The 18,890-nt window shown below is 69.3% G+C and carries 15 protein-coding genes; 11 read left to right on the top strand and 4 right to left on the bottom strand.

What is annotated here, in order from left to right; genetic code table 11:
- Nucleotides 1–201: 201 nt before the first annotated feature.
- Entirely contained in the window at nt 202–1,785 is a 1,584-nt protein-coding gene (locus Q9R27_RS08770) for a hypothetical protein (RefSeq protein ID WP_311251984.1), read from the bottom strand.
- Nucleotides 1,786–1,846: 61 nt separating this feature from the next.
- On the opposite strand from Q9R27_RS08770, the gene guaB reads away from it, so the two are divergent.
- From guaB to glpD, 5 genes are all read left to right on the top strand, one after another.
- Nucleotides 1,847–3,346 carry an IMP dehydrogenase gene (guaB, locus tag Q9R27_RS08765; RefSeq protein ID WP_311251983.1) on the top strand — a complete coding sequence of 500 codons (1,500 nt, stop codon included), beginning with the start codon at nt 1,847–1,849 and terminating at the stop codon, nt 3,344–3,346.
- 115 nt (nt 3,347–3,461) lie between these two features.
- Nucleotides 3,462–4,568: a GuaB3 family IMP dehydrogenase-related protein gene (locus Q9R27_RS08760; RefSeq protein WP_311251982.1), complete on the top strand. Its 1,107-nt coding sequence runs from the start codon at nt 3,462–3,464 to the stop codon at nt 4,566–4,568.
- Nucleotides 4,565–5,404, top strand: coding sequence for a carbon-nitrogen hydrolase family protein (locus tag Q9R27_RS08755; RefSeq protein WP_311251981.1), 840 nt, complete (start codon nt 4,565–4,567; stop codon nt 5,402–5,404). Before Q9R27_RS08760 ends, Q9R27_RS08755 begins: the two co-directional genes overlap by 4 nt.
- Before the next feature lie 23 nt (nt 5,405–5,427).
- Complete coding sequence (locus Q9R27_RS08750) at nt 5,428–5,670, top strand: FitA-like ribbon-helix-helix domain-containing protein (protein WP_311251980.1); 243 nt, start codon at nt 5,428–5,430, stop codon at nt 5,668–5,670.
- A 108-nt stretch (nt 5,671–5,778) separates the two neighbouring features.
- The gene (gene glpD, locus Q9R27_RS08745; RefSeq protein WP_311251979.1) at nt 5,779–7,506 is read left to right on the top strand and encodes a glycerol-3-phosphate dehydrogenase; all 1,728 of its coding nucleotides are present in this window, start codon (nt 5,779–5,781) and stop codon (nt 7,504–7,506) included.
- Nucleotides 7,507–7,510: 4 nt separating this feature from the next.
- Here the strand turns inward: glpD and Q9R27_RS08740 are convergent, their stop codons facing one another.
- Nucleotides 7,511–8,008, bottom strand: coding sequence for a hypothetical protein (locus Q9R27_RS08740; RefSeq protein WP_311251978.1), 498 nt, complete (start codon nt 8,006–8,008; stop codon nt 7,511–7,513).
- A gap of 160 nt (nt 8,009–8,168) precedes the next feature.
- On the opposite strand from Q9R27_RS08740, the gene Q9R27_RS08735 reads away from it, so the two are divergent.
- The 5 genes from Q9R27_RS08735 (at nt 8,169) to Q9R27_RS08715 (ending at nt 14,226) form a co-directional block, all read left to right on the top strand.
- On the top strand, nt 8,169–9,785 hold the full coding sequence (locus tag Q9R27_RS08735; protein WP_311251977.1) for a succinic semialdehyde dehydrogenase: 1,617 nt from the start codon (nt 8,169–8,171) through the stop codon (nt 9,783–9,785).
- The gene (locus Q9R27_RS08730; protein WP_311251976.1) at nt 9,782–11,509 is read left to right on the top strand and encodes a GMC family oxidoreductase; all 1,728 of its coding nucleotides are present in this window, start codon (nt 9,782–9,784) and stop codon (nt 11,507–11,509) included. Before Q9R27_RS08735 ends, Q9R27_RS08730 begins: the two co-directional genes overlap by 4 nt.
- A 344-nt stretch (nt 11,510–11,853) precedes the next feature.
- On the top strand, nt 11,854–13,434 hold the full coding sequence (gene guaA / locus Q9R27_RS08725) for a glutamine-hydrolyzing GMP synthase (RefSeq protein ID WP_311251975.1): 1,581 nt from the start codon (nt 11,854–11,856) through the stop codon (nt 13,432–13,434).
- An 83-nt stretch (nt 13,435–13,517) separates the two neighbouring features.
- Nucleotides 13,518–13,928, top strand: a complete 411-nt coding sequence (locus Q9R27_RS08720; RefSeq protein WP_311251974.1) for a hypothetical protein — start codon at nt 13,518–13,520, stop codon at nt 13,926–13,928.
- Nucleotides 13,929–13,950: 22 nt separating this feature from the next.
- Complete coding sequence (locus tag Q9R27_RS08715; protein ID WP_311251973.1) at nt 13,951–14,226, top strand: GNAT family N-acetyltransferase; 276 nt, start codon at nt 13,951–13,953, stop codon at nt 14,224–14,226.
- Nucleotides 14,227–14,332: 106 nt separating this feature from the next.
- Here the strand turns inward: Q9R27_RS08715 and Q9R27_RS08710 are convergent, their stop codons facing one another.
- Nucleotides 14,333–15,358, bottom strand: coding sequence for a TerC family protein (locus Q9R27_RS08710; protein ID WP_311251972.1), 1,026 nt, complete (start codon nt 15,356–15,358; stop codon nt 14,333–14,335).
- A 268-nt stretch (nt 15,359–15,626) separates the two neighbouring features.
- On the opposite strand from Q9R27_RS08710, the gene Q9R27_RS08705 reads away from it, so the two are divergent.
- A complete protein-coding gene (locus Q9R27_RS08705) occupies nt 15,627–16,280 on the top strand; it encodes a methyltransferase domain-containing protein (protein WP_311251971.1) in 654 nt (217 codons plus the stop codon).
- Nucleotides 16,281–16,292: 12 nt separating this feature from the next.
- Here the strand turns inward: Q9R27_RS08705 and Q9R27_RS08700 are convergent, their stop codons facing one another.
- Entirely contained in the window at nt 16,293–18,830 is a 2,538-nt protein-coding gene (locus Q9R27_RS08700) for a bifunctional FO biosynthesis protein CofGH (RefSeq protein WP_311251970.1), read from the bottom strand.
- Nucleotides 18,831–18,890 lie beyond the last annotated feature (60 nt).

The following is an 18,890-nucleotide window of genomic DNA, read 5'->3' as shown; positions in this document are numbered from 1 at the left end:
CCGCAGTGCTTCGGCGCTGCGGGCCGTCCGCCACTTCCGGCCACCGCAATCCCGCATGTAACGCGGAGTCCTTGTCGCTTGAGTAGTGCTGTGCACCCCTCTTTCGTCAACAGCACCGCACAAGTTGATGGATGGGGTAGCGGCGCCAGCACCGTACAAGTCACGGCGTACGTCGTCAGCGCGGACCACCGGGCCGGCCGCTCAATCCAGGAGCCGGTCCCACATCCGCCACGGGGAGCCGCACTCGGGCGCCAGATCAGCGCGCTCGACGTCGTTGCGGAGGTAGACCGGGGCGCCGCCGCAGGCCGAACCGTGGCGTACGTAGCCCAGGTCGAGCGCCACCTCCAGGTCGATCGTGCCCTCGCTGGTCCACTCGTCGAGCGGGATCCACTCCACGAACCAGGTCACCCGGTCCTCCCCGGTCAGGTGCTCCACCATCTGGGTGCGGTCGCCGTCCAGGGCACGCATCGGCAGGCTCCACAGATACGGGTACGGCGCCGCCAGGTTGGCGCCCATCACGATGTCCGCCCGCCCGCCGTGCACCATGATCGTGTCCCCGCGCTGCGCGGCAGCCTCGATCGCCTCACCGGTCGCGTAGGCCTGCGGCGAGGTGAAGCCGACCGCGTTCTGCCCGACCCACACCACCAGGCCCGCTGCCGCCGACGCCACGGCGAACCCGACCGAGCGGCGCGCCCAGGTGTACGCCGTCTCCGAGGCGCCGGCGAGCAGCAGCACCGCCAGCAGGGTGGCCGGCGTGAGCAGGTGCAGGTAGGGACTCCAGAAGCTGCCGCTGAGCCCGAGGCTGGCCCCGTCCACCGCGATCACGGCGCAGGTGGCCGCGGTGATGCCGGGATGCGCGCGCCACGCCTCGCGCAATCGCGTGGCGAGCAGGACCATGAAGAGGGCCATCCCGGTCAGCACGAAGAAGAGCGTGATGATCACCGCCCGCTTCTTCGAGTTGCCCAGCATCTGCGACCCGATCACCTCGAGCGCATCGGAGCGGAACCCGAAGACGGCATAGGCGAGTTCGTCCAGGCCGACCCCGGCGGCAAGGCACCAGCCCAGCGTGGCCACGATCGGCACGGCCGCACCGAGGAGCGCAGCGGCGGTGAGCCGGAGGAAGTCGCCCCGGGACAACCGTCCCACCACCACGGAGGTGAGCAACAGGACGCCACCGAAGACCAGCCCGGTGACCATGTTCTGCTTCATCCCCAGTACCAGCGTGGCGAAGAATCCCGCTCCTGCGGCCAGCGCCACCGCACGCAGCCGGCGTGGGGCCCGTTCCTGCCCGGACCCCAGCCCGAGCGCGGCCAGCGCCTCCACGCTCAACAAGATGCTGGTCATCACGATCGGGATCCCGAGCACCTCGCCCTTGGCCTGGACCGGGTCGATCAGGGTGGTGCTGGTCAGCGCGGTGGCCACCACGGCCGTCCACCGGGCGGCCCGGGCCCCGTTGACCAGGTACGCCGTACGGGCGGCGACCACGACCAGCCAGCCGCAGCCCACGGCCGCGACCAGGCGCAGGAAGTAGGGACCGCCGACCAGGTCGGCCCAGCGATAGAGCAGGACCAGCAGTGGGGGCCGGTCCACCCAGTAGTCGCCATAGAGCGAGCCCGGCCCGGGGTCCCAGTGGCGCCCGACCAGCGTGTAGCCGGACTCGTCCGGGCCCAGGGGCCACATCAGCGCCGGGAAGTGGAGCAGCACCGCGGCCACGGCACAGATCCAGACGACGCGCCGGGTGCCGAGGGCGGCGTACCGCCGGCGCAGTTCGTCGACCAGGAGCATGCGCACAGACTGCCACGACCACCGTTTCGTCCGGCTCCCGGCGCGTCGATAGGATGGTGGAGTGGAGCTCCCAGACAAGTTCGCTGCCCTTGGTCTCACCTACGACGACGTGCTGTTGCTGCCCGGCCATTCGGACATGGCACCGGCCGACATCGACACCACCTCGCGGCTGACCCGCGAGATCTCGCTGAAGGTGCCGTTGATCTCGGCGGCGATGGACACCGTCACGGAGTCGCGGATGGCGATCGCGATGGCCCGCGAGGGCGGCATCGGTGTGCTGCACCGCAACCTGTCCGTCGAGGACCAGGCCTACCAGGTCGACCTGGTCAAGCGGACCCAGACCGGGATCATCTCCAACCCGGTCACCATCGGCCCGGACGCCACCCTGGAGGACCTGGACCGGATCTGCGGTGAATACCGGGTCTCCGGCCTGCCCGTGGTCGACACCGACAACAAGCTCCTCGGCATCATCACCAACCGCGACCTGCGCTTCACCCCGGTCGCCGAGTGGGCCACCACCAAGGTCAGCGAGGTGATGACCACCCATCCGCTCTTCACCGGCCCGGTCGGCATCTCGCGTGAGGACGCCACCGCCCTGCTGCGCCAGAACAAGCGCGAGCGGCTGCCCCTGGTGGACGCCGATGGCCGCCTTGGCGGCCTGATCACGGTCAAGGACTTCGTCAAGTCCGAGCAGCACCCCCACGCCAGCAAGGACGCCGACGGCCGCCTGATGGTCGGCGCCGCGATCGGGTACTTCGGCGACGCGTGGGAGCGTGCCACCACCCTGATCGAGGCCGGCGTCGACGTGCTCGTCGCGGACACCGCCCACGGCCACGTGACCCTGCTGCTGGACATGGTCCGCCGGCTCAAGTCCGACCCCGCCACCAAGCACGTCCAGGTGATCGGCGGCAACGTCGCCACCCGCGAGGGCGCGCAGGCATTCGTCGACGCGGGCGCAGACGCGGTCAAGGTCGGCTTCGGCCCCGGATCCATCTGTACGACGCGCGTGGTCACCGGCACCGGCGTACCCCAGATCACCGCCGTCTACGAGGCGTCCCTGGCCTGCAAGCCGGCCGGCGTACCGGTGATCGCCGACGGCGGACTGCAGCAGTCGGGTGACATCGCCAAGGCGCTGGTCGCCGGCGCCGAGACCGTGATGCTCGGCTCGCTGCTCGCCGGCTGCGAGGAGTCCCCGGGCGAACTGGTCTTCGTCAACGGCAAGCAGTTCAAGGCCTACCGCGGGATGGGGTCGCTCGGTGCGATGTCGAGCCGCGGCAAGAAGTCGTATTCCAAGGACCGCTACTTCCAGGCCGAGATCACCTCCGACGACGAGATCGTGCCCGAGGGCGTCGAGGGCCAGGTCGCCTACCGGGGCCCGCTGGCCGCGGTGGCCCACCAGCTGATCGGCGGCCTGAACCAGTCGATGTTCTACATCGGCGCGCGGACGGTGCCCGAGTTGCACGAGAAGGGCAAGTTCATCCGGATCACCTCGGCCTCGCTCAAGGAGAGCCACCCGCACGACATCCAGATGACCGTCGAGGCCCCCAACTACAACCGTTGACTCACGAACGCTCAGCGGTTGCGGTCCGAAAGCTCACTCGCTGATGCCGTGATCGACAACGATTGAGCTTTCGGGCATCAACGAGTGAGCGTTCGTGGGCCGGTAGGCTGCCAGCGTGACTGAGATCGAGATCGGCAAGGCCAAGCGTGCCCGTCGGGCATATTCCTTCGACGACATCGCCATCGTCCCCTCACGGCGTACCCGTGACCCGGAGGAGGTCAGCGTCGCCTGGCAGATCGACGCCTACCGCTTCGACCTCCCCGTGCTGGCCGCCCCGATGGACTCGGTGATGTCCCCGGAGACGGCGATCCAGTTGGGCCGCTTCGGCGGGCTCGGCGTGCTCGACCTCGAGGGCCTGTGGACCCGGTACGACGACCCCACGCCGCTGCTGGAGGAGGTCGCCGGACTGCGCGGCATCCAGGCCACCCAGCGGCTCCAGGAGATCTACGCCGAGCCGGTCAAGGCCGAACTGATCACCGCACGGCTCAAGCAGATGCGCGAAGCCGGCGTCACCGTGGCCGGGTCGCTCTCGCCGCAGCGGACCAAGGAGTTCGCCAAGACCGTCGTCGACGCGGGCGTGGACATGTTCGTGATCCGCGGCACCACGGTCTCCGCCGAGCACGTCTCCAGCCAGGCCGAGCCGCTGAACCTCAAGGAGTTCATCTATGAACTCGACGTGCCGGTGATCGTCGGCGGATGTGCCACCTACCAGGCGGCGCTGCACCTGATGCGCACCGGTGCAGCCGGCGTCCTGGTCGGCTTCGGCGGCGGCGCCGCGCACACCACCCGCACCGTGCTCGGCGTCGCGGTGCCGATGGCCTCCGCGGTCGCCGACGTGGCCGCCGCCCGGCGTGACTACCTCGACGAGTCCGGGGGCCGCTATGTGCACGTCATCGCCGACGGCTCCATCGGCCGCTCCGGCGACGTCTCCAAGGCGATCGCCTGCGGTGCCGACGCGGTGATGGTCGGCTCGCCGTTCGCCCGCGCCGCCGAGGCGCCGGGCCGCGGCTTCCACTGGGGAGCCGAGGCATGGCACCCGCTGCTGCCGCGCGGCGAGCGGGTCGAGTTCGGCGCGGTCGGCACCCTGGAGGAGGTCCTCTTCGGCCCCTCGCGGGTTGCCGACGGCACGATGAACCTGATCGGCGCGCTGAAGCGGTCGATGGCCACCACCGGCTACACCGAACTCAAGGAGTTCCAGCGGGTGGAGATCGTCGTCGAGTGAGGACCGGGCCGCTCGACGTTCCGCCGCTGCGGGTGGCTGCCGGCCAGGCCGCCGCCGTCGCCGGTGACGTCGCGGCCAACGTGGCCACCGCGGTGGCGCTGGTACGCCGTGCCGCCGAGGAGGGCGCCCGGCTGCTGGTGCTGCCCGAGGCGTTCCTGACCGGCTATGCCGCCGACGTCTTCGCCGGATCCTTGCCCGCCGCGGACTCGCTGGACGAGGTGTGGCTGGCGCCGTTGCGTGACGCGGCACGGGAGGCGGCGATGGTCGTCGTGGTGAGCAGCCCGCTGCAACGCGACGGCTTCCGCACCTTGTCCACCGTGGTGATCGACGCTGATGGCCGGGCCAGTGCGCCGTACGACAAGCAACACCTCTCCGGTTATGAGCGCGACCACTTCACCCCGGGGGCCCGCGGCGCCACGATCACCGTCGACGGCGCCGTGCTCGGGCTGAGCATCTGCTACGACGGGTGCTTCCCCGAGCATGCCCGGGCCACCGCCGACGCGGGCGCCATCGGCTACCTCAACTCCGCGGCGTACTTCGTGGGCTCGGAGCACCGCCGCGACCTCTACTACCGCGCCCGCGCCATCGACAACGGCATGTACGTCGTGTTCGCCGGGCTGGTCGGCCGCTGCGGGGTGGCCGAGTTCAATGGTGGCTCCGCGATCCACGACCCCGAGGGGCGGACCGTCGCCGGGCCCATGGCCGGCACCGGGATCGTCGTCGCCGACCTGGATCCGGCCGTGGTTGCACGGACCCGCACCGAGCACCCGATGCTCGCCGACCGCCGCACGTTGGGCAGGAGCGGGACGGAAGTGCATGCACCGCGTGCAGATTAGTCTTGGTCGCAGAGGTGATCCTGATGACCATGTTGACCGTGCGGGGCCTGGACCCCGAGGTGAAGGCCAAGCTCCAGCAGCGTGCCGCCCGGCGGGGCCGCTCGATGGAGGCCGAGGTCCGGTCGATCCTGGCGCGCGCGGTGGAGGAGGACCTGGCAGACGAGGGCCTGGGTGACGCGATCATCAGGATCTTCGGTGACCTGCCGCCTGACGCACTCCCCGACCTCACGGCCACGCGGACCCTTCCCCGTGGGATCGGTCTGTGATCCGGTTCGACGCCGGGAGGGCGCTAGCGTGTCGGCTGCTGGCACAGGGTGACGGTGACCGACACGTTAGTAGCGATGCCGGATGGACCCGGCTGACACACTGGACGCATGAGCCAGCCGAGCGCCCTGAGCCCTGATGCCCGCGCCGAGTCACTCCGTGCCCTGAGCGCCACCACCGACCACGGCAATGAGCTCGACGTCCTGGTGGTCGGCGGGGGAGTGGTCGGCGCCGGGACCGCGCTGGACGCCGTCACCCGCGGCCTCTCCACCGCCCTGGTCGAGCAACGCGACTTCGCCTCGGGCACCTCGAGCCGTTCCAGCAAGCTGATCCACGGCGGCCTGCGCTACCTGGAGATGTTCGACTTCGGACTGGTCAGGGAAGCGCTGGAGGAGCGTGGGCTGCTGCTCACCCGGTTGGCGCCGCACCTGGTCCGCCCGGTGCCGTTCCTCTACCCGCTGGCCAGGACCATCGAGCGGCCCTACGTCGGCGCCGGCCTGGTCCTCTATGACGCGATGGCGATGGCCGGGAAGTACGACATGGGCGTGCCCCGGCACAAGCACCTCTTCCGGCGCCAGGTCGCCCGGATCGCGCCGGACCTGAAGACCGAGGAGATGGCTGGTGCGATCCAGTACTACGACTGCCAGGTCGACGACGCCCGGTTGGTGATGACCATCGCCCGTACGGCGGCCACCCACGGTGCACACGTGGCCACGCGGACCAAGGTGATCGGCTTCCTGCGCGAGGGGGAACGGGTGGTCGGGGTGATGGTGAAGGACCTGGAGACCGAGCGCGAGTTCGAGGTGCGGGCCCGGGTGGTGGTCAACGCCGCCGGCGTGTGGACCGACGAGATCCAGGAGATGGTCGGCGGCCGCGGATCGCTCCACGTGCAGGCCTCCAAGGGCATCCACCTGGTGGTGCCACGCGACCGGATCCGCTCCGAGGCCGGCTTCATCACCCGCACCGAGAAGTCGGTGCTCTTCGTGATCCCGTGGGGACGCCACTGGATCATCGGCACCACCGACACTGCCTGGGACCTGGACAAGGCCCACCCCGCAGCGAGCAAGGCCGACATCGACTACCTGCTGGCGCACGTGAACACGATCCTGCGCGAGCCGCTGGACCACGACGACGTCGAGGGCGTGTACGCCGGGCTGCGGCCGCTGCTCAAGGGCGAGTCGGAGCCGACCTCACGGATCTCCCGGGAACACACCGTGGTCACCCCGGTGCCCGGCCTGGTGATGATTGCCGGCGGCAAGCTGACGACGTACCGGGTGATGGCCCGGGACGCGATCGAGGCGGCCGCGCATTCGCTGAAGACCACCGGCAACCTGACGGTGCGCGATTCGATCACCGACAGGGTGCGCCTGGTCGGGGCGGACGGGTTCGAGACGCGGTCGAACCAGCGGGTGCTGCTGGCGCGCCGGTCGGGGCTGCACGTGGCCCGCATCGACCACCTGCTGGGCCGGTACGGCGGACTGGTGGACGAGGTGCTCGCCCTGGTCGCGGACCGCCCCGCACTGGCCGAGCCGATCGCCGGCGCCGAGGACCACCTGGCCGCCGAGGTGGTGTACGCCGTGACCCACGAGGGCGCGCACCACCTGGACGACGTGCTCACCCGGCGTACCCGGATCTCGATCGAGACGTTCGACCGTGGCGCGGCCGCCGCCCCGGTGGTGGCGGACCTGATGGCCGCCGAACTCGGCTGGGACGACGAGCGGCGCCATGAGGAGGTCGACCACTACCTGCGCCGCGTCGAGGCGGAGCGGCAGAGCCAGATGAAGCTCACCGACCAGGAGGCGGACGAGGCCCGGGTGAAGGTCAAGGACCTGCTCTAGCCGGTCAGTAGCTGCGTGGGTCGACCCAGGCCTCGGCGAGGCTCCCGGCGACCAATGTGGCATAGGCGATCACGCCGGCCAGGTAGAACCAGCCGCCCGAGCCCGCCTCGGCGCCGACGCCGTCACGGGTCGAGATCAGGGTGATCAGCAGGGTGGCGACGGCGCCGAGCACCATCACCACGAGGAGTCCACGCCCGACGCGCAGCAGCATCCGGGATCCGTTGCGGTCCCAGGCCAGCACGGTGATCACGATCGCCCCGGCGGTCGCGACCAGCAGGAAGCCGTAGGCGACCTTGATGAAGGTGGGCACGAAGTCGGAGGTGAGCATGGTGAACATGTCGTGCGGCCTGGCGTCCCCGCCCGGCTTCTCGGTGAAGAGGGTGCGGGTGGTCCCGATGATCAGCAGGACGGTGGCGACCAGCCCAACCAGGACGAGCATCTGGTGCTCGAGGCGCTCGACCCGGGCGTGGAGTGTTGAATCGTTGTCGGTGCGTGGGGTCATGGTGCCTGCCCCTACCCGGGATTGACCCGTTCATGCACACATGGAGCCCGACGGCAGAAATCTTCGCATATCGGACGTTTACAAAATCTTCCGTAATGTAAATGGTCTCAATTGCTACCGAAGGGTAGTGAAGCCCTCGCGGTTCACCTACGCTCGGACCATGAGCCACCAGACGCCGCACTCCGACCCGCTCATCGGCGGGCCGCACGATCCCGAGCACGACCCGAGCGCCTCCTATGCGCTGGAGCCTGACTACGTGGCCGCACTGACCGGCCGCATCATCGCCACCTCGGGGGAGTCGAAGCTCTCGGTCTCGCCGCTCAACGGCGCGCCGCTGGCCCACCTCCCGCAGTCCAGCGAGGAGGATGTGGTCGAGGCCTTCGCCCGTGCCCGCAAGGCACAACTGGCGTGGGCCCGCACCTCCCTGGAGCACCGCGCCGAGATCATGCTGCGCCTGCATGACCTGGTCCTGGACCGGGAGCAGGAGATCATCGACCTGGCCGTCTGGGAGTCCGGCAAAGCCCGCAAGGACGCCTATCTGGAGGTCTATCACGTCGCCCTGACCGCGCGTTACTACGCGCGCACGGCGCACCGCCACCTCGCCCCGAGCCGCCGCTCCGGCGTGGTGCCGGGCGCCACACGGATCGACATCAACCGGGTGCCCAAGGGCGTGGTCGGCATCATCTCGCCGTGGAACTACCCGTTCACCATGGCGCTGTGCGACGGGCTGCCCGCGCTGGTCGCCGGCAACGCCGTGGTCACCAAGCCGGACAGCCAGACCATGCTCACCGCGCTGATCGGCGCCCAGCTGCTCGAGGAGGCCGGCTTCCCCAGGGACCTGTGGAACGTCGTGGCCGGCCCCGGCTCCCGGGTCGGCACCAGCCTGATCGCCAAGGCCGACTACGTCTGCTTCACCGGCTCCACCGCGACCGGCAAGCGGGTGGCCGCCGGCTGTGCGGAGAACCTGATCGGCTGCTCGCTCGAACTCGGCGGCAAGAACCCGATCCTCGTCCTGCGCGATGCCGCGATCGAGAAGGCCGCCGAGGGAGCCACCCGCGCCGCCTTCTCCAACGCCGGCCAGCTCTGCGTCTCCACCGAGCGGATGCTCGTCGCCGACCAGGTGTACGACGCGTTCGTGGAGCGGTTCGTGGCCCGGACCAAGGCACTGGTGCTCGGTGACCCGCGGGAGTGGACCACCGACGTCGGTTCGCTGATCTCGGCCGACCAGCTCGCCACGGTGAGTGCCCACGTGGAGGATGCCGTGGCCAAGGGAGCGAAGGTGTTGGCCGGTGGCCGTGCCCGCCCCGACCTGGGCCCCTACTTCTACGAGCCGACGATCCTCGAGGGTGTCACGCCCGAGATGACCTGCTTCGGCAACGAGACCTTCGGCCCGGTGATCTCGGTCTACCGCTTCCATGACGAGACCCAGGCGATCGCCAAGGCGAACGAGGGGGAGTACGGCCTCAACGGCGCGATCTACAGCCAGGACGGCAACCGCGCCCGGGCCATCGCCCGCGAGATCAAGTGCGGCACGATCAACATCAACGAGGCGTACGGCGCCACCTTCGCCAGCCTGGATGCACCGATGGGCGGGATGCGCCAGTCCGGGATGGGTCGCCGCCAGGGAGCGGAGGGCATCCACCGCTACACCGAGGTGCAGTCGGTGGGCACCCAGCGGGTCTGGGGCTTCCGCCCGCCCAAGGGGGTCTCCAACGAGGCCTTCGCCAAGACACTGACATTGAGCGCACGAGTGATGAAGAAGCTGGGGCAGGCATGAGCGGCAACCACGCCGGGCACTACGACGTACTGATCATCGGATCCGGCTTCGGTGGCTCCGTCTCCGCGCTGCGGCTGACCGAGAAGGGCTACAAGGTCGCCGTGCTGGAGGCCGGCGCCCGGTTCTCGGACGAGGACCTGCCCAACACGTCGTTCGACTTCAAGAAGTACGTCTACGCCCCCGCGGCCGGGATGTACGGCATCCAGCGCATCGACATGGTCAAGGACTGCCTGATCCTGGCCGGGGCCGGGGTCGGCGGCGGCTCGCTGGTCTATGCGAACACGCTCTACGAGCCGCTGGACGCGTTCTATCGGGACAAGTCGTGGGCGCACATCACGGACTGGAAGGCAGAACTGGCGCCGTACTACGACCAGGCCAAGCGGATGCTCGGCGTGGTGGAGAACCCGCTGCGTACACCGAGTGACGACGTGATGCAGCAGGTCGCCGAAGAGATGGGGGTGGGCGAAACCTTCCACCCAACCCCGGTCGGTGTCTTCTTCGGTGGCCCCGGACAGTCCCCGGAGGAGAAGGTCGCCGACCCGTTCTTCGGTGGTGCCGGACCCGACCGGAACCCCTGCCGCAGTTGCGGCGAGTGCATGACCGGTTGCCGGCACAACGCGAAGAACACCCTGGTCAAGAACTACCTCTTCCTGGCGGAGCAGGCCGGTGCCGAGGTCCACCCGTTGACCACCGTCACCGACGTCAGGCCGCTGCCCGGCGGCGGTTACGAGATCACCGCGCGCTGGACCAAGGCCAAGTTGTCGCGGCGCCGTGCGGTGAAGACCTACACCGCTGACCAGGTGGTCTTCGCGGCGGCGGCGCTGGGCACCCAGAAGTTGCTGCACAAGCTGAAGGGCGAGGGGAGCCTGCCGAAGATCTCCGACCGGCTCGGCGTGCTGACCCGGACCAACTCCGAGGCGATCCTCGGTGCGCTCGCCCCGGACACGTCGATCGACTACACCCAAGGCGTCGCGATCACCTCCTCGTGGCACCCCGACGAGCACACCCACATCGAGCCGGTCCGCTATGGCAAGGGATCGAACGCGATGGCGCTGATGCAGACGGTGCTTGCCGACGACACTGGCGACGAGCCGCGGTTGGTGACCTGGCTGAAGGAGTTGTGGAAGCAGCGCAAGCAGGCCTTCGACCTCTATGACATGAAGCACTGGTCGGAGCGGACCGTGATCGCGCTGGTCATGCAGACCCTGGACAACTCGATCACCACGATCGGCAAGAAGACGCCGTTCGGCTGGGTGATGAGTTCACAGCAGGGCCACGGCGAGCCGAACCCGACCTACATCCCGCTCGCCTATGAGGCGGTGCGCAAGATGGCCGACGTGATGGGTGGTACGCCGGGAGGCAACGTGGGCGAGCCGTTCAATGCCCCACTGACCGCCCACTTCATCGGCGGGTGCACGATCGGGGACTCGCCCGAGACCGGTGTGGTCGACGCCTACCAGCGGATCTACGGCTACCCCGGCCTGCACATCGCGGACGGGTCGGCGATCTCGGCCAACCTGGGCGTCAACCCGTCGCTGACGATCACCGCACAGGCCGAGCGGGCGATGTCGTTCTGGCCGAACAAGGGTGAGGCGGACACGCGCCCGGACCTGGGCAGCGACTATGCCCGGATCGCCCCGGTTGCGCCGGCCTCCCCCGTCGTTCCCGAGGCGGCGGTGGGGGCACTGCGGTTGCCGATCGTCGACATTGCGCACACCGGCTGAGTGGTCGCTGCACACCTGCGGGAAATCGGTGGGATGAGGGCGTAACTCGCCTGATCCCCGTTCGTTGAGCCGGTGGGTTCGACAGTCATGCTCCCTCCCATGTCGAACCCGCTGTCCAAGCACTGTCCAGCAGATGCATGGACGATCAGGGCCCGACCACCCTCCCTCCCCGGTCGGGCCCTGATGCATTTCCCGGGTCGATGAATCCCTGCTTCCTGCATCCGGGCGCGCGGCACAGGTGGGCACCACCAGAAATTCTTCGGGCGTCCCGCACCCCCGACGAATTTCCGGCGGCACCCACTAGACTGCAGCCACCTTGCACGCTGCCCGAAAGGCCTCCCCACGTGACCACTCCGGTCCCCGAGCACGACCTCGTCCTCGTCGTCGACTTCGGCGCCCAGTACGCCCAGCTCATCGCCCGCCGGGTCCGTGAGGCCAGGGTCTATTCCGAGCTGGTGCCGCACACCATGCCGGTCGCCGAGATGCTGGCCAGGAACCCGAAGGCGATCATCCTCTCCGGGGGACCGTCCTCGGTCTATGCCGAGGACGCGCCGGGCATCGCCCCAGAGGTGTTCACCTCCGGCGTCCCGGTCTTCGGCATGTGCTACGGCTTCCAGTTGATGGCCAAGGGCCTGGGCGGCGAGGTCTCGCCGACGGGTGCGCGCGAATACGGACGTACGCCGGTCCGGGTGACCACCCCGGGCACCCTGCTCGCCGAGATCCCCGCCGAGCACAACGTGTGGATGTCGCACGGCGACTCGGTCACTGCCGCCCCCGACGGCTTCCAGGTGCTCGCGGCGACCGACGTCACCCCGGTCGCTGCCTTCGAGGACCTGGACCGCAAGCTTGCCGGGGTCCAGTGGCACCCCGAGGTGCTCCACTCCGAGCACGGCCAGAAGACGCTGGAACACTTCCTGCACGACATCGCCGGGTGCCGCCAGACATGGACCATGGTCAACATCGTCGAGGAGCAGATCGCCCGCATCGCCGAACAGATCGGCCCCGACGGGCGCGCCATCTGCGGCCTCTCCGGAGGCGTCGACTCCGCGGTCGCCGCAGCCGTGGTCCAGCGCGCCATCGGTGACCGCCTCGACTGCGTCTTCGTCGACCATGGCCTGCTGCGCAAGGGCGAGGCCGAGCAGGTCGAGCGTGACTTCGTTGCCGCGACTGGCGTGAAGTTGCACGTGGTCGACGCCCAGCAGCGCTTCCTGGAAGCGCTGGCCGGGGTCAGCGACCCCGAGGAGAAGCGGAAGATCATCGGGCGCGAGTTCATCCGCGTCTTCGAGGCCGCCGAGGCCCAGGTCCTGGGCGACGCCGCGGCCGACGGCGCCAAGGTCGCCTTCCTGGTCCAGGGCACGCTCTATCCCGACGTGGTCGAGTCCGGCGGCGGGGCCGGCACCTCCAACATCAAGTCCCACCACAACGTCGGCGGCCTGCCCGACGACCTGGAGTTCGAACTGGTCGAGCCACTGCGTGCCCTGTTCAAGGACGAGGTGCGCCTGGTCGGCGAGCAACTGGGCCTGCCGGCCGAGATCGTCTGGCGCCAGCCGTTCCCTGGCCCCGGCCTGGGAATCCGGATCATCGGCGAGGTTACCCGCGAGCGCCTCGACCTGCTGCGTGAGGCGGACGCGATCGCCCGCGAGGAACTGACCCGTGCCGGTCTGGACCGTGACGTGTGGCAGATGCCGGTGGTGCTGCTGGCCGACGTACGCTCCGTCGGCGTCCAGGGGGACGGGCGCACCTATGGGCACCCGATCGTGCTGCGTCCGGTCAGTTCCGAGGACGCCATGACCGCCGACTGGTCGCGGCTTCCGTACGACGTGCTGGAGAAGATCTCCACACGGATCACCAACGAGGTGGCCGAGGTCAACCGGGTGGTGCTGGACGTGACCTCGAAGCCGCCCGGCACCATCGAGTGGGAGTGATCCGCGACCCCGGTTGACAACTAGAACGTGTTCCAGGATGTGATCGACACCAGTGTGGCGTCGATCACATCCTGGAGGTTCTGGTGACGCAACCGCCCGCCGACATGAAGCTGCAGCGCTCCAGTCGCTCGGCCGCCGAGACGGGGGAGCGGATCGCTGCCTGGCTGGGGACGGTGATGCCGGAGGGATCCGACCCCGAGGTCGTGGTCCACGAGGGCATCCAGACCAACGGCATGTCGAGCGAGACGGTGCTGCTCGCGATCACCGCTGGTCCCGACGGCGAGCGGACCACCACGGAGTACGTCGCCCGCGTGGAGCCGGCAGTCGCTGCTCCCGGCACCGATCCACGTCGGGGCGGCTATGGCGGTGATCCGGACTGGGCACACGGCGTGGGCGGATTCAAGGCATCCGGCCTCGGGCGCGAGTTCGGCCCCGAGGGGCTGGCGCAATACGCCGCACTGAAATCTGTCTACCTCTCGCCGCCCCCAGGTTGAGGATCCGTGCCACGATGGCCACATGAGCATCGAGATCACGGACAACGAGCAGACCCACCGCTTCGAGGCCACCGTCGATGGCCAGGCAGCGGGCTACGCCGAATACGAGCGCGCCGACGGGGTGATCACCTTCACCCACACGGTCGTCTCCCTGGAGGGCCAGGGCGTGGGCTCGGCCCTGGCCCGCTTCGGCCTGGACGCCGTCCGGGCCGAGGGCGGCACCAAGGTGGTGCCGCAGTGCCCGTTCATCAAGGGATGGATCGACAAGCACCCCGACTACCAGGATCTCGTCGTCTGAGCCGCGGGAGCGGGTCGTGGTGAAGCGACAATCCAACTCGTCGCCTGACGACCCCCACCCCATGTCGCCGAGGCGGCGTCAACTGTCGCCGCCTCGGCGTTTCACGTCACTGCTCGGCGGACTCCTTGGCGCGCCTGCTGGAGACGTAGAGGCTGGCGATCGCGGTGATGGCCAGGGTGCCGATGATCACGGTCAGCGAGAGCCAGATCGGGATGTCCGGTGCCCAGGCGATGTGCTTGCCGCCGTTGATGAACGGCAACTCGTTCTCGTGCATGGCGTGCAGGATCAGCTTCACCCCGATGAAGGCGAGCAGGAACGCGATCCCGTAGGCGAGGTAGATCAGGCGCTGCAGCAGGCCGCCGATCAGGAAGTAGAGCTGGCGCAGCCCCATCAACGCGAAGATGTTGGCGGTGAGCACCAGGTAGGGGTCCTTGGTGATGCCGTAGATCGCGGGGATCGAGTCCAGCGCGAAGAGCAGGTCGGTGGTGCCCAGGGCAAGGATGACCAGGAACATCGGCGTGATCAGCCGCTTGCCGTTCTCCTTGATCGTCAGCTTGGTGCCGTGCCACTCCTGGGTGGAGGGGAGCCGGGTGCGGGCGAACTTCGCCAGCGCGTTCTCGCTCTGCTCGTCCTCCTCGTCGTGCCCGCCGGCGGCCTGCTTCCAGGCCGTGTAGAGCAGGAAGAGGCCGAAGATGTAGAAGACCCAGCTGAACTGGTTGATCGCGGCGGCACCGATGAAGATGAAGATCGCGCGCATGATCAGCGCCAGCACGATGCCGATCATCAGGGCCTTCTGCTGGAACTGCCGGGGCACGTTGAAGCTGGCCATGATGATGATGAAGATGAACAGGTTGTCGATCGAGAGCGCATACTCGGTCAGCCACCCGGCGAAGAACTCGGCGCCGGGATTCTTCGACAGCTCGTGCGACTCCGCGAAGAGCAGGAGGGCCACCCCGAAGAGGATGGCGCTGCCCACGAAGAAGGTCAGGTGGGTGCTGACCTCCTTCATCGACGGCTCATGCGGTCGACGGCCGATGATGGCCAGGTCGACGGTGAAGACGATGACGGCTACGGCGATCGTGATGCCCCAGACCAGGGGACTGGCGACCGAATCGCCGATGATGGAACCCAAGGAATCTCTCTCCTCCGGAGTGGCGTGGCGTCATCGCGCCAGCGGTGGCACGACAACCTGACTGTACTCCGGAGGTCTCTTCCGCCCGGCTCATTGCCGGACCGACCGCACCGGGCCGGACCCGAAGATCAAGTCCTGCCGTACTGACGACACGGTCACGGGGGAATACTCCCCTCCTGAACGGAGTCATTGTTCCAGCCCGTGGCGGTTGGCCACAAAACGACGTGATTCCGCCGCCCGCCACGTCTACGGCGCTAGCGTGGGCGCCATGACCCGCCGTGACCGCTGGGCCCAGCAGTTGATGCGCAACCCGCTGCTGGCACCCGTCTATGAGCACGTCTATCGCCCGACGCTGGCCTGGACGCTGATGGGGTTCGACCTTGCCCACGTGCGGCAGGAGCGGGCGCAGACCGTGGCGGCGCTCCGGCTGGCCCCGGGCGATGCCGTCCTGGACGTGGCGTGCGGGCCGGGGCTCTTCACCAAGGCGTTCGCCGAGGCCGTTTCCCCGTCGGGGATCGCGGTCGGCATCGACATGTCCGCCCCGATGCTGGCCCGCGCCCGGACGGCCAACGCCCACCCACGGGCGGCGTACGTCTTCGCCGATGCGACCGACCAGCCGTTCCCGGACGACGCGTTCGACGCCGTCAACTGCTACGCCGCGCTCTACCTCATCCCCGACCCGTGGGCGGCGTTCGAGGAGATGTGCCGGGTGCTCCGACCCGGCGGCAGGATCGCGTTGATGAGCAGCCGGGCGACCCAGCGCACCTGGATCGCGCCGGCGCAACGCTGGGCCACCGGCATGTCCGGGCTGAAGATGTTCGGCGAGGACGAGTTCACCTCGGCGCTCGCCGAGGCAGGGTTCACCGAGATCAGCCAGGAGTTCCACGGCGTCGCGCAGTACGTCGCCGCCACCGCGCCCTGAGCAGGAACGGGGTCAGCGCGGCGCGGGTACGCCGTACAGCGTGGTCCGCTCGCGGACCGGCCGGTTGATGCCCTCGCCCATCGCGACCAGTTCCTCCACGGTCTTGGCCGACCCGTGCTCAGAGCCCGCCATCCGCGAGATGGTCTCCTCCATCAGGGTCCCGCCCAGGTCGTTGGCGCCGGACTCCAGCATCAACTGGGTGCCCTCGACGCCGAGCTTGACCCAGGAGGTCTGGATGTTGTCGATCCGGCCGTGGAGCATGATCCGCGCCATCGCGTGGACGGCCCGGTTGTCGCGCAGGCTGGGGCCCGGGCGGGCGACGCCGGCCAGGTAGATCGGGGAGGAGGTGTGCACGAAGGGGAGCGGCACGAACTCGGTGAAGCCGGGGATCCCGGCCGCCAGGTTCTCGTCCTGGATCCGTGCGATCACCCGCAGGTGGTTGACCCAGTGGCGCGGGTTGTCGACGTGGCCGTACATCATCGTCGACGACGAGCGGACCCCGACGCGGTGCGCCGTGGAGACGATCTCGATCCAGGTGGCGGTGGGCAACTTGCCCTTGGTCAGGATCCAGCGGACGTCGTCGTCGAGGATCTCCGCAGCGGTGCCGGGGATGGTGTCGAGCCCGGACTCGTGCGCCTTGATCAGGAAGTCCTCGAAGGAGAGCCCGGTGCGCGAGGAGCCGTTGACGATCTCCATCGGCGAGAAGGCGTGCACGTGCATGCCGGGCACCCGCTGCTTGACCGCGGCGGCGATGTCGAAATAGGCAGTGCCGGGCAGTTCGGGGTCGATGCCCCCCTGCATGCAGACCTCGCTGGCGCCCAGGTTCCACGCCTCCTCGGCCCGGTCGGCGACCTGGTCCAGGGAGAGCGAATAGGCATCCGCGTCGGTCTTGCGCTGGGCGAAGGCGCAGAACCGGCAGCCGACGTAGCAGACGTTGGTGAAGTTGATGTTGCGGTTGACCACATAGGTCACCTCGTCGCCGACCACTTCCTTGCGCAGGTCGTCGGCGAGTCGGCAGACCTGGTCGAGGAGGTCGCCCTCGGCGGTCATCAGGGTGTGGGCGTGCTCGTCGGAGAGGTTGCCGGGGTCCTTCTCGGCGGCCTTCAACGCGGCCAGGCCCTCCGCGTCGGCGTGGCCGGCTCCGCGGGCCCCGGTGCGCTGCGCGTCCTCGGCAACGGCGGTCCAGTCGCCGTACACGGTGTCGAAGTCGGCGCGGCGGTCCCCGGTGCGTCCCTCGGTGTCGATGGTCGCGTGCAGGTCGGTGCGGCCGCTGCCGTCCCCGACCACGGCGAACCCGCCGTCCGGCTCCTGCCACGGCAGGCCGCTGGGACGTACGTCGGGGATCGCCAGGCCCTCGTCGGTGGCGAGTGCCGCCACGTGGCCGGAGACCCGCGGGTCGAGCCACGGGATGCCCTGGCGGACGTATTCGGGGTGCACAGTCAGGCGCGGCTGCAACTCGAAGCCGCATGTCGCCGTGATCTCGCGCAGCCGCTCCAGGGACGGCCAGGGCCGCTCCGGGTTGACGTAGTCCGGGGTGAGCGGGGAGACGCCGCCCCAGTCGTCGACGCCGGCACCGAGGAGCGCCCTGCACTCCTCGAGCGAGACCAGGTTGGGCGGCGCCTGGATCCGCATCTTCGGGCCGAGCACGATCCGGGTCACCGCGATCGCGGCGCGGTATTCGTCCAGGTCCAGGTCATCGGTGTGGCGCATCGCGGTGTCGGGCTTGGCGCGGAAGTTCTGCACGATGACTTCCTGCAGTGCGCCATAGCGGCGTGCGTTCGCCCGGAGCGCGAAGATGGTGTTGGCCCGCTCGGCCAGCGTCTCGCCGATGCCGACCAGGAGACCGGAGGTGAACGGGATCGCGAGGCGTCCGGCGTCCTCGAGCACCTGCAACCGCAGCGCCGGGTCCTTGTCGGGGGAGCCGTAGTGCACCTCGCCCTTGGTCTCGAAGAGGCGGCGCGAGGTGGTCTCCAGCATCATCCCCATCGACGGCGCGACGGGCTTGAGCCGGTTCATCTCCTCCCAGCTCATCACCCCCGGGTTGAGGTGGGGCAACAGCCCGGTCTCCTCCAGCACCCGCACCGCCATCGCACGCACATAGGCCAGGGTCGAGTCATAGCCCCGGGAGTCGAGCCATTCGCGGGCCTCGGGCCACCGGTCCTCGGGGCGGTCGCCGAGGGTGAAGAGCGCCTCCAGGCAGCCCATCTCGGCGCCCTTGGTCGCGACCTCGAGGATCTCGTCGGGGGAGAGGTAGGGCTCCTTGCCCTCCTTGGCCAGCTTGCCCGGGACCGTGACGAAGGTGCAGTAGTGGCAGCGGTCGCGGCACAGGTGGGTGACCGGGATGAAGACCTTGGGGGAGAACGTGACGACGCCCTCGCGGCCGGCATGGACCAGGCCCGCGTCGCGGACCCGGGCAGCGATGGCGCAGAGCGAATCGAGTTGCTCGCCGGTGGCCGCGAGCAGGGCGGTGGCCTCGGCCTCGTCGAGCGCGGCCCCGCGCTCGGCCCGGGCCAGCGCCCGGCGGATCTGCTGCGGTGTCACGGTGGTCACAACCTGAGGCTACTCGGAGGCGTGGGGCGTCCGGGGGCCGGTCCCGAGGGATGGCAGGGG

The organism is Nocardioides sp. AE5 (assembly GCF_031844485.1).
In the GTDB taxonomy this organism is placed as follows: Bacteria; Actinomycetota; Actinomycetes; order Propionibacteriales; family Nocardioidaceae; genus Nocardioides.
The sequence above is the reverse complement of the archived record's forward strand: the minus strand, read 5'-3'. Positions and strand labels throughout refer to the sequence as shown.